We start from the raw sequence: 13,176 nt of genomic DNA on the forward strand, positions 1-13,176 counted from the left end.
TGCAAATCAATCCGTCCTTGTACCACCGGGGGTACAAATCCAGTCCACCGTCGCCTGCGCCTGCAGCGCGGTACTGTCGAAAATTGGCAGCCGGCTGAGCGGCTGCGCAAGGGTTTCCCAGCTCATGCTGGCCAGCAAGCACAGCAGCTTCATCGCGCGTCCTGCGCGTGCACGGGCATGCGCTTGCCCAACCAAACCACGGCAATCACGGCCAGCGCGAACAACAGCGTCACGCCGTCCAGCGCCTCGCCCAGAATCGGCACCGCCAGCAGCATGGACAGAAAGGGTTGCAGCACCTGCACCTGGCTGACGCGCACCGCGCCGCCCAGGGCCAGCGCCCGGTACCAGGCAAAAAAGCCCAACCACATCGAAAACAGCGCCACGTACAGAAAGCCGCCCCAGGCCGCCGCGCGGATCGGCTGCGCGGGCCAGAACAGCCAGGCCGCGGGCAGCGTCAGCGGCAGGCTCAGCACCAGCACCCAGCTGATCACCTGCTCGGGCCGGATGGCCGCACTCAGCTGGGCGCCGCTGACATAGCCGGCCGCGGCACTCAGCACCGCGCCCAGCAGCAGCAGGTCGGCCGCCTGCGGGCCGGCCGCGCCGCGCCACCAGGCAAAGCACAGCACCAGGGCCAGCCCGGCCACCGCGCAGGCCCAGAAACCCAGACTGGGACGCTGGCGCAACGCCAGGGCCGCGATCACCGCGGTGGCCAGTGGCAGCACGCCCGAGATCACCGAGGCATGCACGGCATCCACCTGGCGCACCGCATAGCCCAGCAGCAAGGGCCAGCCGAACACCACGCCCAGGGCGGTGAAGGCCAGCAGCGCCCATTGGCGCCCCTGCGGGCGCGGCGCCCCGGTCCAGCGCAAATAGGCGATGGACAGCAAACCCGCCAACGCCGCCCGCCCCAATGCCACGAACTCGGGCGGCAGTTGCGGCGCCGCGGCGCTGCCGCTGGCCAGGCGCGTCATCGGGATGCTGAGCGCAAAGATGAACACCCCCAGCACCCCCAGGGCCAGGCCGCGGCGCAGATCGGCGGGCGCGCTGGAGGCCGTGGATGCGAGGGTTTGGGGCTGCATCCAGCCAGTCTATGGCCGGATGCAGTACATGGCCAGTACAGTCGGCCGATCAGCCAGCTCCTCTGTATTGGCAGGCTGACCGGCACAGAGGCACTCAGGGCTTCGGCACGAACTCCACCGGCAGCGCCGACCTGGGCAACCTGACCAGATGCGCCGGGGCGCTGAGCACCTGGGCGCAGTTGCTGCCGGCCGCGGGCTTGCCTTCCTGATAGACCACCTGTAGCGCCGCGCCGTTGGACGCAACCCCGCTGATCGCCACGCTGGCGCAGCCGTTGCTGCGCTCGCCCAGGAACACCGCCAACACCATCTCCTTGCCGAAGTCCACCGCCGGCAGAACCGGTGCCGGCGTGTTGCCGGCCACATGCTGGCCCCACAGCTCGGCCCAGGCGGCCTGGTCGAGCACCACCGCATTGCGCGCCTTCTTGATGCCCGAGATGGCGCGCTGGTCCAGGCTCTGCAGCTGGCCCACGGTCACGGTGACATCGGCGCTCACGCTGCCAAAGTCCTCGCGCGTGGCGCGCACATGGTAGACACCGTTCGCGCTGGGTGCGGTGTACTTGCCGTTGAGGGCCTCCACCGCACCGCCATTGGCTTCCAGCAGCGCCCACTTCACCGGCTGGCGCACATAGACCACATTGGGCGGGTAGTTGATGTCGGCCATCAGGCTCTGGCTGGCGCCGGCCAGCATGCTCAGGGCCTGGGGCTCCACCGTGATCCAGGGCTGGAAGGGCGCTGGGTCCACCGGGTCGGCGGCATTCGCCAGCACGCCCAGCAGCTGTGCCTGGCGGGCCTTGCTGAGCCGCATGTGCAAGGCGTCCAGCAGCTTGTCCTGCGCATCGCCCTGGCCGGGGTTGGCGGGCGTGGCGGCCTTCAGCGGCGTGCCGAGGAAGTCCCCCAGGTTGCGGATCTCGGTGGTGGGCGCCAGCAGCTTGCCCACATCGGCCTGGGCCAGCTTGACCTTGTCGACGCTGAGGGCCTTGCCGGCCGCGGCATCGAAGCCGGCGAAGTAGGCCGCGGCGTCACGCCGCGCCAGTCGGGTCGTGACCATCTCGGTCAGCAGGGTCAGGTTGGCGGTCTCGCCGTTGCCGCCGGGCACCGCCAGCGAGCGCAACTGCAGGCCGCTGGCGGCATGCTTGAGTTCCAGGGCGCAGGGCAGTTGCCCGTCCGGGACGATGATTTTGTAGCCGCCATCTGCAGCGGTGGTGGCGCTGCCTGTGCCCTTCAGGCATTTGCCACTCACCTGGCCACCCACCACCGCCATGCCCACCGCCGCCGTGCCCTGCAGGATCAGCGGCTTGGGCTCGGGACCGAGCGAATCCGTCCCGCCGCCGCCACAGGCGCTCAGTGCCGCCGCAACTGCCAAACCCAGCGTCGTCAGCCAGGGCATCGCGCCGCTCCTTCTTGTCGTCATCGTCTTCATCACAGTTTTCTCCTCCGGTCGAATGTTGTGTGGGATAATATTCCACACATCAGGGCCCACGTCAACCGATCGACAATGCGCCCGCGCCGCCAGGCCAGATCCAAAACCAAACACAAAGCCCATCCGCCATGCCTCAGGCCAGCAGTCAGATTCAGCCCAAGCCGCTGCGGTGTCGCTGCGACTTATGAAGTCCGCCGCCACCCTCACGCTGGAGGTCTGCCTCAAGGTGTTGCGGCCGCTGGTGCGGCTGCTGGTCAAGCGCGGCGTGGCCTACCCGGCCTTCGCCCAGGCCTTGAAGGCGGAATTCCTGGCCGCGGCGCAGCGCGAATTGAAGGACCGCGGCATGCCGCAGACCGACAGTGCGGTGAGTCTGCTGTCGGGCGTGCACCGGCGCGATGTGCGCAATCTGACGCGGCTGGCCGAAACCAAGCCGGAAGACGAGGGCTCGACCCGACCCCTGAGCATGGCCGCCGAAGTGGTGGCGCTGTGGCTCAACTCAGCACCGTTTGTTGATGACGGCGGCCGACCCAGGGTCTTGCCTCGAAGCGGCAGTGAGGACAGTTTCGATGCGCTGGTCACGCGCGTCAGCAGCGACATCCGACCGCGTGCCGTGCTGGATGAATTGCTGCGGCTGGGAGGAGTGGCCGAAGAAGCCGATGGCGTGCGCTTGTTGGCGGAGGAGTTCACCCCACACCAAGGCATGGAAGAGATGGCCTGGATGTACGCAAGCAATATGAGCGATGCCTTGTCTGCAAGTAGCGCCAATCTTCTCGGTGAAGGCAAGTTCCTGGAGCAGTCCATCTTCGTCGACGAACTCACTCCGGCCTCAGCCACCAAACTGCATCAAGTCTCGCGCCAGGCATGGCGCCAGGCCTTCAAGCTGGTGATGCAGGAAGCTCAGGACCGATTCAATGACGACGCCAAACATGCCAAATCTGACGAAAGAAGTCAGCGTGCGCGCTTCGGCGTCTATTTCTATGCTGAACCCATGGATAAGGGAAAGAAGCAATGAATCCAAAACACATGCTTGGCTGCGCGGTCGCCCTGCTCTTGAGTGCCTGTGGGCCTGGCACGGGCGGCACCGGCCTGACCTCCGAATCCCAGAACTACCTCGCCAAGGCCGGCGCCCAGTCCGCCCCAGTCTGCAGCGCCCCCTGGGCCACCCAGCTCAGCTGCGAGCCGCCCATTGGCAGCAACAGCATCAGCCCCAACCATCCCGGCACGCTCAAGGTTCAGTACGCCAGCAGCGCCGGGGCCAACCCCGAGTTCGTGCTGAGTTTCGAAGGCAACAAACTCAGCCTGGAGGGCGGCTGCCCGCGCGTGAGCTATAGCGCCGAATGGGGCCAGGCAGGCAGCGCGCCTGCGCTCTTCTATGGCGGCTATCTGGACGCCAAGCTGATCGAGCCGGTGCTGGCCATGGGCATGGTGCAGGCGCTGGCGCCCAGCAGCGGCGATGGTGGCACGCCACGCCTGCAGCTGGAGCTGCGCAACGGCAGCGGCCAGTTGCTGGCGCTGCTGCAGCTGCAAAGGCTCAGCGGCAATCAGACGACCCCGCGCAGCTGCCCCTGAGCCGGGGGCGCCGGCAGGACGCCAGGGCAATACAGCACCAGTACACTTGGCTGCTGCATTGTTTGTTGTTCGTTCATTGCCGGAGAGCCCACCATGAGCCACAGCGCCGCCGCCTCACCCCTGTCGCGCGATGCCAGCACCCCGCTGGCCCAGCAGCTGGCGCTGCGCTTTGCCGAACGCATCCAGCAGCGCCTGCTGCTGCCGGGCGCGCGCCTGCCCTCGGTGCGCGAATGCGCGCGCCACCATGGCGTGAGCCCCTACACGGTGGTGGCGGCCTACGACCAGCTGCTGGCCTCGGGCATGCTGGAGGCGCGCAAGCAGCGTGGCTTTTTCGTGCGCGATCTGCGCGAGGCACGCCCGCATGCCAAGCGGCCCGCCCCCAGCCCGGCAAACCACAACGCACCGATCGACGCCTCGGCCCTGATACGCGGCATGTTCCAGGCCGACGCGCGCCACGCGCCGGGCCTGGGCACCCTGCCGGGCGAATGGCTGGACCTGCCCATGCTGCAGAGCGCCATGCGGCGCGTCGTCAGCCAGAGCGAGGAGCCCGACCAACTGGCCCTGCAGTACGGCGAGCCCGGCGGCGACCCGCGCCTGCGCGCCGCGCTGGCGCGCAGGCTGGAGGACATCGGCGTGCATGCCGCGCCCGAGCAGATCGTCAGCACCGTGGGCGCCACCCATGCGCTGGACCTGATCACACGCAGCCTGCTCGCCCCCGGCGACGCGGTGCTGGTGGACGACCCCGGCTGGGCGATCGAGTATGCGCGCCTCACCCAGGCCGGCATGCGCTTGCTGCCGGTGCCGCGCGGCCCGCAGGGCCCGGATCTGGAGGTGATGGCGCGCCTCATCGAGGAGCATCGGCCGCGCATGTATGTGACCGTCTCGGTGCTGCACAACCCCACCGGCCACAGCCTCTCACTGGCGAGTGCGCACCAGATCCTCAAGCTGGCGGAAAGCGCCGATCTGATGATCGTGGAGGACGACACCTATGCCTTTCTGGCGCCCAACCACGCGCCGCGGCTCTCGGCCCTGGATGGTCTCAAGCGCACGCTCTATGTCTCGGGCTTTTCCAAGATCCTCACACCGGCCTGGCGCGTCGGCTATGTGGCGGCCAGCCCCGACAAGGTGCACCAGCTTACCGAGCTGAAGCTGCTCTCCACCCTCACCACCAGCCCGCTGCTGGACCGCGCGGTGGCGATCTGCCTGGAGCAGGGCCAGCTGCGCCGCCATGCCGAGCGCGTCATCACCCGGCTGGACGCGGCGCGCCAGCGCGTGGTGCGCCTCGCCGAGGAGGCCGGCTGCGAATTCGTGACCCCGCCGCAGGGCCTGTTCGGCTGGCTGGAGCTGGGCATGGACACCGAGCGCCTGGCGCAGCGCATGCTGGACGCCGGCTGGCTGATCGCACCGGGCCTGCTGTTCAGCCCGACGCGCCGCGCCGGCACGCTGATGCGCATCAACTTCGCCACCTCGCAGGACGCGCGCTTCTGGCGCCTGCTGCAGCAGCTGCGCGGCGAGAAGCGCTAGCGCTCTTTCTTCAGCGCGCGCCGAGGATTTCCCAGCGCTCCAGCAAGCCCATCAGCTCGTCCTCGATCTGGCCGGCGCGCGCCGTCACCTCGGCCAGGCGCGCGGCCCCCTGGGTGTAGAGCTCGCTGCCGGCCAGCAGCGCGGCCACCTGGGCCTGCTCGGTCTCCAGCGCCTCGATGCGGGCGGGCAACTCGTCCAGCTCGCGCTGCTCCTTGTAGCTGAGCTTGCGCTTCGGCGCGACCGGGGCAAGGGCCACGGCCGGCGCGGGAGTGGGCGCCGGTGCGGGCGCCGGCGCCTGCTTGGCCTGCAGCGCCGCGGCACGCTTGGATTGCAGCAGCCAGTCCTGTACCCCGCCCTCGTATTCGCGCCAGCGCCCCTCGCCCTCGCTGACGATGGTGGAGGTGACGACGTTGTCGAGAAAGCGCCGGTCGTGACTGACCAGGAAGACGGTGCCGTCGTACTCGGCCAGCAGCTCTTCCAGCAGCTCCAGGGTCTCGATGTCCAGGTCGTTGGTGGGCTCGTCCAGCACCAGCACATTGGCGGGTCGCGCGAACAGGCGCGCCAGCAGTAGGCGGTTGCGCTCGCCGCCGGAGAGGCTCTTCACCGGCGAGTTGGCACGCGCGGGCGAGAACAGGAAGTCGCCCAGATAGCTCTTCACATGCTTCTTCTGGCTGCCGATCTCGATCCACTCGCTGCCGGGACTGATGGTGTCGGCCAGGGTCGCGTCCAGGTTGAGCGTGTCGCGCATCTGGTCGAAATAGGCCACCGAAAGGCGCGAGCCCTGGCGCACCTCGCCGCTGTCGGGTGCCAGCTCGCCCAGAATCATCTTCAAGAGCGTGGTCTTGCCGGCGCCGTTGGGGCCCACCAGGCCGACCTTGTCGCCGCGCAGAATGGTGGCGCTGAAATCGCGCACGATGGTGCGATCGCCATAGCTCTTGAACACGTTCTCCAGCTCGGCCACGATCTTGCCGCTGGCACCACCGGTGTCGATATCGAGCTTGACCTTGCCCTGCACATCGCGGCGCGCCGCATGCGCCTGGCGCATCGCCTCCAGGCGCTGGATGCGCGCCACGCTGCGCGTGCGGCGCGCTTCCACGCCCTTGCGTATCCACACCTCTTCCTGCGCCAGCAGCTTGTCGAAGCGGGCATTGAAGAGCGCCTCGTTCTGCAGCTCGTATTCCTTGGCGGCGGTGAAGGCGGCGAAATTGCCGGGGTAGCCGCGCAGCTGCCCACGGTCCAGCTCGACGATGCGGTTGGCCACGTTGTCGAGGAAGGCGCGGTCGTGGGTGATCAAGAGCAGCGAGCCCTTGAAGTTGTTGAGCAGGTCCTCCAGCCAGGTGATGGCGTCCAGGTCCAGGTGGTTGGTGGGTTCGTCCAGCAGCAGCACATCGGGCTGGGCCACCAGGGCGCGGCCCAGGGCCACGCGCTTCTTCAGCCCGCCCGAGAGTGCGCCCACCAGGCGCGAGCCGTCCAGGCCCAGGCGCTGCAGGGTCTCGTCGACGCGCTGCTCCCAGTTCCAGGCGCCGATATGCTCGATGCGTTCCTGCACCCAGGCGAGGTCGTCGTTCTCGTCGTGGATCTCGTAGCGCGCGCGCAGCGCCTTGGCCTCGGCCACGCCCTCGCTCACCACCTCGAAGATCGTGGCGTCGGCGCGCAGCTCGGGCTCCTGCGGCACGTAGACGCTGGTGAGGCCTTGCTGCAGCTGCAGCAAGCCGTCGTCGAGCTTCTCGAGGCCGGCGAGGATTTTCAGCAGCGAGGACTTGCCCGTGCCGTTGCGGCCTATGAGACCGACGCGCTCACCGATTTCGAGTGAGAAGTTGGCGCCATCCAGCAGGGCGACATGGCCGAATGCGAGATGGGCGTTGCTGATTGAGAGGACTGCCATGGGGCCGATTGTCCCCGACGCGGCGGTCCTGCCGCCGCGGGCACGGAAATCGGGTTGCCAATCGTCATGCGCATCGCCCGGCCAAGCGTGGGGCACGCCGCGCATGACCATGGTCACGGCCAGTTCACACGGCAAGACCTGACCCCGGAAAAAAGTCATACACAGCGCATGCAGGAACGCCGCACCGCCCGGCCTTCGTTCGTCGCCGCAATACGGCAAATCGTCGGCGCATGTCGCCGCTTGGTCGGCCCAGGCTTGGTGGCGCCGCAAGCGCCGCCTAGTCTGGATTGAGCGCGGACATGGAAGGGCAGCAGTGCCGCCAAGCCGCCGCCTCAACCCTCAGCCACGGAGTCATCATGAAGCACCTCAGCACCCCTGTTTCCGGCCTGCTGGCCGCCGCCGCCATGACCATCTTCACCGGTGCCGCAGCCGCGGCCGACAGCGGCACCAAGGATTTGAATCGCGTCGAGGTCAGCGGCCAGAAGCGCGACGAGATGCTGCGCACAGACGTGCGCAAGGTCTGCCCCGGCATCGCTGCCAAACTGCAGGAGGAGCTGGGCGGCGCCTGGTGGCGCGTCGAGGAGCCCGCCCAGGTGCAGGTGCAGTTCCGCCTGCAGGGCGAGCAAATGCATGGCGTCAGGGCCAGCACGCGACAGTCCGACTACCGCCAGGCCGTCAGGCGCGCGGTGCACCGACTCGACTGTGGCAACGACAACGCGGACGATCAGCTGTTCGCGTTTGTGATCGAGTTCAAGGCCCCGGACGAGCAATCCGAGCAGCGCAGCACCGTGGCCTTGCTGATGCCTTGAGAGCGACTCAGGCGGCGGCGCTGCGCTCCAGCGCGTCGACGAACATCTTGGCCACGTCGAAGCCGGTCTGGTCGGTGATCTCCTGGAAGCAAGTCGGGCTGGTGACGTTGATCTCGGTGAGGCAGTCGCCGATCACGTCCAGGCCCACCAGCAGCAGGCCGCGCGCGGCCAGGATCGGGCCCAGGGTTTCGGCGATCTCGCGGTCGCGCGCGCTGATCGCCTGGGCCACGCCCTTGCCGCCGGCGGCCAGGTTGCCGCGCACCTCGCCGCCTTGCGGAATGCGCGCCAGGCAGAAGGGCACGACCTGACCCCCTATCACCAGCACGCGCTTGTCGCCGTCCTTGATGGCGCTCAGGTAGCGCTGCACCATCACCGTCTCGGCGCCGCCCTTGTTGAGGGTTTCGATGATGGCGCCGAGGTTGAGGCCATCGGCCGGCACGCGGAAGATGCCCATGCCGCCCATGCCGTCCAGGGGCTTCAGGATGATGTCGCCCTGCTCGGCATGGAAAGCGCGGATCGCGGCCTCGCTGCGCGTCACCAGGGTGGGCGCAATGAACTGCGGGAACTCCAGGATGGCGAGCTTCTCGGGATGGTCGCGCAGCGCCGCGGGCTTGTTGAAGACACGTGCGCCCTCGCGCTCGGCCTGGCCGAGCAAGTGAGTGGCATAGAAGTACTCGCTGTCGAAGGGCGGGTCCTTGCGCATGATGACGGCCTGGGTATCGGCCAGCGCCAGCTCGGCGCTGCTCACGACGCTGAACCAGGCGTAGGCATCGCCGGTCAGCGTGATCGCGCGCGCCTGGCGCGCCACCACCCGAGCACCGGCGTGCCAGACCAGGTCGGCGGGCTCGCAGGCCCACAGCTCATGGCCGCGCCGGGCGGCCTCGCGCATCATCGCGAAGGTGCTGTCCTTGTAGGTCTTGAAGGATTCAAGCGGGTCGGCGACGAACAGGATCTTCATGGTGGCTCTGGTTGCTGTTGATTCACTTGGCTCGGAAGTGTTGCACCAAAAGAGAAACCGTGCCCGCCACCACACCCCAGAAGGCCGAGCCTATGCCCAGCAAGGAGACGCCCGAGAGCGTGACCAGAAAGGTCAGGATGGCGGCATCGCGATGCTTTTCCTCCTTCAGCGCCGCGGCCAGGCCACCGGCGATGGTTCCCATCAGGGCAAGACCTGCCACCGCCGCCACCAGTTCGCGCGGGAAGGCCGCCAGCAGGCCCACCACCGCGCCGCCGGCCAGGCCCAGGGCGATGTAGAACAGGCCGGCCATGGTGGCGGCGGTGTAGCGGCGCCGCGGATCCTCATGCGCTTCGCGCCCCATGCAGATTGCCGCGGTGATGGCCGCAAGGTTGAAGGCATAGCCGCCAAAGGGCGCCAGCAGCAGGGTCGCCAGACCGGTGGCGCTGATGCTGGGCGAGATCGGGGTCTGGTAGCCCGAGGCGCGCTGGGCCGCCACGCCGGGCAGATTCTGCGAGGCCATGGTGACGAGAAAGAGCGGCAGCGCCACGCCGATCAGCGCCGCCATGCTGAAGCTTGGGCTGGTCCAGACCGGCTGCGCCCAGCTCCAGCGCACTTCGCCCATGTGCAGCCGCCCCTGCGCGGCCGCCACCGCCACGCCGGCCAGCAGCACCGCGGGCACCGCATAGCGCGGCCACCAGCGCCGCCCGGCAAGGTAGACGGCCGCCATCACCAGCACCAGCAACGGGGCGGTCTTCACGCTCGTCACCGCGTCCAGCCCGAAGCGTGCCAGCACCCCGGCCAGCAGCGCCGAGGCCACCGCCACCGGGATGCGATCCATCACGCGCTCAAAGGCCTTGGTGAGGCCGGCCAGCAGGATCAGCGCGCCGCACACCATGAAGGCGCCGATGGCCTCTGGCATGCTGATGCCGGCGGTGCCGGCCAGCAGCGCCGCGCCGGGCGTGGACCAGGCGGTCAGCACCGGCTGGCGCGTCCACAGCGACAGCGCGAGGCTGGTGATGCCCATGCCCAGGCCCAGTGCCCACATCCACGAGCTGATCTGTGACGAAGTAGCACCCAGGGCCTGGGCCGCCTGGAATACGATGGCCACCGAGCTGGTGAAACCCACCAGCACCGCCACAAACCCCGCCACGGCCGATGCCACCGAGAGATCATTGAGCCAAATTCTCATGCCGCAAGCATAAACAGCATGTGCAGATTTCTGGCCTACCTGGGCGCGCCGATCTTCCTGGATGAGTTGGTATGCGCCCCGCGGCATTCGCTGGTGCGCCAGTCACTGCGCGCCGAGGAGGCCAAGGTGGTGACGAATGGCGACGGCTTTGGCGTGGGCTGGTATGGCGAGCGCGCTGCGCCGGGCGTCTACCGCGAGGTCATGCCGGCCTGGTCCGACGAGAACCTGCTGGCGCTGTGCGCGAATGTGCGCTCGGGGCTGTTCTTTGCCCATGTACGCGCCGCCACCGGTGGCGGCATCGCCAGGCAGAACTGCCATCCCTTCCATTACGACCGTTTTCTGTTCATGCACAACGGACAGATCGGCGGCTATGGTCAGTTGCGCCGGCGCATGGAGGCGCGCATCCCCGATCATCTCTATGAACACCGCAAGGGCGCGACCGACTCCGAGCTGCTGTTCCTGCTCATCATCGCGCGCATGGAGCAAGGGCTGGACGCCTTGCGGGCCACCAGCCAGGTGCTCGGCGAGACCCAGGCCATGATGCAGCTGCTGCAGATCCAGCAGCCGCTGCGCTTCGCGGCCGCGCTGGCCGACGGCGAGCAGCTCTGGGCCTTCCGCTATGCCACCGACAAGCGCGCACCCACGCTCTACGTCAACCGCTCAGACGCCGGCGTGGTGGTGGCCTCCGAACCGCTGGAGGGCGACCCGCAGGGCTGGACCCTGATCCCGCAGGGCGAGATGCTGCACTTCGATGGCGCGGGCCGGCAAAGCAGCCGGGCCTTACACGCGGTGCCGGCCTCCTAGATCTCGACCTTGGAGCCCAGCTCGACGATGCGGTTGGTGGGCAGGTGCAGGAAGTCGGCCGCGGCGGCGGCGTTGCGGTGCATGCTGGCGAACAGCTTCTCGCGCCACAACGCCATGCCCGAGCCGACCGTGGGGAAGACGATGTCGCGCGAGAGGAAGTAGCTGGTTTCCATTTCCTCCAGATGCACGTTGCGCGACTCCAGCAACTTCAGCGCCTCGGGCACATCTGGCTCGTTCTTGAAGCCGAAGTGCACGCTGACCTGCCAGCAGTCGTTGCCGAGCGCCTCGACCTCCACGCGCTTGTCGAAACCGATCCAGGGCACCTCGTGGTGCTTGACGGTGACGAACAGGTTCTGCTCGTGCAGCACCTTGTTGTGCTTGAGGTTGTGCAGCAAGGCATTCGGGGTCATGCCCTGCTCGGACGAGAGGAACACCGCCGAACCCGGCACGCGCAGCGGCGGATTGACGAACACCGCACCGAGGAAGCTCTTCAGGTCGATCGCATCCTCGCGCAACTTTTCGCTGAGCTGGCGCCGCCCCTGCTTCCAGGTCAGCATCAGCGTGAACATGCCGACGCCGATCACCAGCGGGAACCAGCCGCCGGCAAACAGCTTGAGCAGGTTGGAGGCGAAGAAGGTGACGTCGACGATGAAGAAGAAGCCGGTGGCCGCCACGCACAGCGCCCAGGGATATTTCCAGCCGTAGCGGATCACGTAGAAGGTCATGATGGTGGTGATGCTCATGTCCAGCGTCACCGCGATGCCATAGGCGGCCGCCAGGCGCGAGGACGAGCCGAACAGCACGACCGCCAGCACGATGAAGACGAACAGGCCCCAGTTCACGAAGGGCACGTAGATCTGGCCGGTATCGCGCACCGAGGTGTGCAGGATGCGCATGCGCGGCAACAGGCCCAGCTGCACCGCCTGCTTGGTGACCGAGAAGGCCGCGGTGATGAGGGCCTGCGATGCGATCACGGTGGCCGCGGTGGCCAGGAACACCAGCGGCAGCGTGGCCCAGTCGGGCGCCATGTGGAAGAAGGGGTTCTCCACCGCAGCCGGCTCGCTCAGCAGCATGGCGCCCTGGCCGAAGTAGTTGACCACCAGGGCCGGCATCACCATGCCGTACCAGGCCAGGCGGATCGGCAGCGGGCCGAAATGGCCCAGGTCGGCGTACAGGGCCTCGCCGCCGGTGACGCACAGCACCACCGCCCCCAGCGAGATGAAGGCCACCAGCGGCTGCGCGGCGGCAAACTGGAAGGCATACCAGGGGTTGATGGCCGCCAGCACCTCGGGGTTCTCGATGATGTGCGGCAGGCCCAGCGCGATCAGCACGAAGAACCAGATCAGCGTGATGGGGCCGAAGAACTTGCCGATGCCGCCGGTGCCGAAACGCTGCACCGCAAACAGGCCGGTGAGCACCAGCAGCGTCAGCGGCACCACGAATTGCTCCAGCTGCGGCGCGGCCACGCCCAGGCCCTCCACCGCCGACAGCACCGACACCGCCGGGGTGATGACGCCATCGCCATAGAAGATGGCCGTGCCGAACATGCCCACCACCAGCAGCACGCGGCGCAACTGCGGGCGCTCGCTCACCGCCGTGGTGGCCAGTGCCAGCATCGCGATCAGGCCGCCCTCGCCGTTGTTGTCCGCGCGCAGTATCAGCAGCACGTACTTCAGCGAGACGATCACCGTCATGGTCCAGAAGATCAGCGACAGCACGCCGAGGATGTTGTCCGTGGTGGCGGCCACATGGCCGCCATGGAAGACCTCCTTCAGCGCGTAGAGCGGGCTGGTACCGATGTCGCCATAGACCACGCCCAATGCCCCGAGCGTGAGGCCCGCCAGGGCCGACGGCGAATGTGCCGCAGTAGAAGAACCCACAGGAAATGCCGCGGGGCCCTTGCGGCGCCGCTCAAATAGCCAAAAGCGCTATTGTGCGC

12 protein-coding genes are annotated in these 13,176 nt (G+C 68.0%); 5 read left to right on the forward strand and 7 right to left on the reverse strand.

All coding sequences use genetic code 11. The features are described from left to right. Positions 1 to 6 precede the first annotated feature (6 nt). From WG898_RS03635 to WG898_RS03645, 3 genes are all read right to left on the reverse strand, one after another. Complete coding sequence (locus tag WG898_RS03635; protein ID WP_339601380.1) at positions 7 to 153, reverse strand: hypothetical protein; 147 nt, start codon at positions 151 to 153, stop codon at positions 7 to 9. After that, positions 150 to 1,079, reverse strand: a complete 930-nt coding sequence (locus WG898_RS03640) for a DMT family transporter (RefSeq protein ID WP_339601381.1) — start codon at positions 1,077 to 1,079, stop codon at positions 150 to 152. The genes WG898_RS03635 and WG898_RS03640 overlap by 4 nt, the downstream gene beginning before the upstream one ends. A gap of 94 nt (positions 1,080 to 1,173) precedes the next feature. Next, positions 1,174 to 2,466: a protease complex subunit PrcB family protein gene (locus tag WG898_RS03645; protein WP_339601382.1), complete on the reverse strand. Its 1,293-nt coding sequence runs from the start codon at positions 2,464 to 2,466 to the stop codon at positions 1,174 to 1,176. Here WG898_RS03645 and WG898_RS03650 point away from each other — a divergent pair. The 3 genes from WG898_RS03650 to WG898_RS03660 all read left to right on the forward strand — a co-directional run bounded on the left by WG898_RS03650 (position 2,375) and on the right by WG898_RS03660 (position 5,592). After that, positions 2,375 to 3,511, forward strand: coding sequence for a DUF6502 family protein (locus WG898_RS03650; protein WP_339601383.1), 1,137 nt, complete (start codon positions 2,375 to 2,377; stop codon positions 3,509 to 3,511). The two genes, WG898_RS03645 and WG898_RS03650, sit on opposite strands and share 92 nt — an antisense overlap. Next, positions 3,508 to 4,068, forward strand: a complete 561-nt coding sequence (locus WG898_RS03655) for a hypothetical protein (protein WP_339601384.1) — start codon at positions 3,508 to 3,510, stop codon at positions 4,066 to 4,068. Before WG898_RS03650 ends, WG898_RS03655 begins: the two co-directional genes overlap by 4 nt. 93 nt (positions 4,069 to 4,161) lie before the next feature. Then, positions 4,162 to 5,592 carry an aminotransferase-like domain-containing protein gene (locus WG898_RS03660; RefSeq protein WP_339601385.1) on the forward strand — a complete coding sequence of 477 codons (1,431 nt, stop codon included), beginning with the start codon at positions 4,162 to 4,164 and terminating at the stop codon, positions 5,590 to 5,592. A gap of 10 nt (positions 5,593 to 5,602) precedes the next feature. Here WG898_RS03660 and WG898_RS03665 read toward each other — a convergent pair whose 3' ends face one another. Further along, complete coding sequence (locus WG898_RS03665; protein ID WP_339601386.1) at positions 5,603 to 7,477, reverse strand: ATP-binding cassette domain-containing protein; 1,875 nt, start codon at positions 7,475 to 7,477, stop codon at positions 5,603 to 5,605. A gap of 356 nt (positions 7,478 to 7,833) precedes the next feature. Here WG898_RS03665 and WG898_RS03670 point away from each other — a divergent pair, with 356 nt between their 5' ends. Continuing rightward, a complete protein-coding gene (locus WG898_RS03670) occupies positions 7,834 to 8,286 on the forward strand; it encodes a hypothetical protein (protein ID WP_339601387.1) in 453 nt (150 codons plus the stop codon). Positions 8,287 to 8,293: 7 nt separating this feature from the next. Here WG898_RS03670 and gshB read toward each other — a convergent pair whose 3' ends face one another. After that, positions 8,294 to 9,244: a glutathione synthase gene (gshB, locus tag WG898_RS03675; protein ID WP_339601388.1), complete on the reverse strand. Its 951-nt coding sequence runs from the start codon at positions 9,242 to 9,244 to the stop codon at positions 8,294 to 8,296. A 22-nt stretch (positions 9,245 to 9,266) separates the two neighbouring features. After that, positions 9,267 to 10,433: a benzoate/H(+) symporter BenE family transporter gene (locus WG898_RS03680; protein ID WP_339601389.1), complete on the reverse strand. Its 1,167-nt coding sequence runs from the start codon at positions 10,431 to 10,433 to the stop codon at positions 9,267 to 9,269. A gap of 18 nt (positions 10,434 to 10,451) precedes the next feature. Here WG898_RS03680 and WG898_RS03685 point away from each other — a divergent pair, with 18 nt between their 5' ends. Next, complete coding sequence (locus tag WG898_RS03685; protein ID WP_339601390.1) at positions 10,452 to 11,237, forward strand: class II glutamine amidotransferase; 786 nt, start codon at positions 10,452 to 10,454, stop codon at positions 11,235 to 11,237. On the opposite strand, the gene WG898_RS03690 is transcribed toward WG898_RS03685, so the two are convergent. Beyond that, positions 11,234 to 13,117 carry a potassium transporter Kup gene (locus WG898_RS03690; protein WP_339601391.1) on the reverse strand — a complete coding sequence of 628 codons (1,884 nt, stop codon included), beginning with the start codon at positions 13,115 to 13,117 and terminating at the stop codon, positions 11,234 to 11,236. The genes WG898_RS03685 and WG898_RS03690 overlap by 4 nt on opposite strands. Positions 13,118 to 13,176: the final 59 nt, after the last annotated feature.

The sequence above is a fragment of the Paucibacter soli genome, assembly GCF_037482845.1.
GTDB lineage: Bacteria > Pseudomonadota > Gammaproteobacteria > Burkholderiales > Burkholderiaceae_C > Paucibacter_B > Paucibacter_B soli.

Bases quoted from the DNA above. Each gene is read 5' to 3' on its own strand.
- WG898_RS03640 (WP_339601381.1), bottom strand. From the start codon at position 1,079: ATGCAGCCCCAAACCCTCGCATCCACGGCCTCCAGCGCGCCCGCCGAT.
- WG898_RS03665 (WP_339601386.1), bottom strand. From the start codon at position 7,477: ATGGCAGTCCTCTCAATCAGCAACGCCCATCTCGCATTCGGCCATGTC.
- WG898_RS03660 (WP_339601385.1), top strand. From the start codon at position 4,162: ATGAGCCACAGCGCCGCCGCCTCACCCCTGTCGCGCGATGCCAGCACC.
- WG898_RS03655 (WP_339601384.1), top strand. From the start codon at position 3,508: ATGAATCCAAAACACATGCTTGGCTGCGCGGTCGCCCTGCTCTTGAGT.
- gshB (WP_339601388.1), bottom strand. From the start codon at position 9,244: ATGAAGATCCTGTTCGTCGCCGACCCGCTTGAATCCTTCAAGACCTAC.
- WG898_RS03680 (WP_339601389.1), bottom strand. From the start codon at position 10,433: ATGAGAATTTGGCTCAATGATCTCTCGGTGGCATCGGCCGTGGCGGGG.
- WG898_RS03645 (WP_339601382.1), bottom strand. From the start codon at position 2,466: ATGCCCTGGCTGACGACGCTGGGTTTGGCAGTTGCGGCGGCACTGAGC.
- WG898_RS03670 (WP_339601387.1), top strand. From the start codon at position 7,834: ATGAAGCACCTCAGCACCCCTGTTTCCGGCCTGCTGGCCGCCGCCGCC.
- WG898_RS03685 (WP_339601390.1), top strand. From the start codon at position 10,452: ATGTGCAGATTTCTGGCCTACCTGGGCGCGCCGATCTTCCTGGATGAG.
- WG898_RS03635 (WP_339601380.1), bottom strand. From the start codon at position 153: ATGAAGCTGCTGTGCTTGCTGGCCAGCATGAGCTGGGAAACCCTTGCG.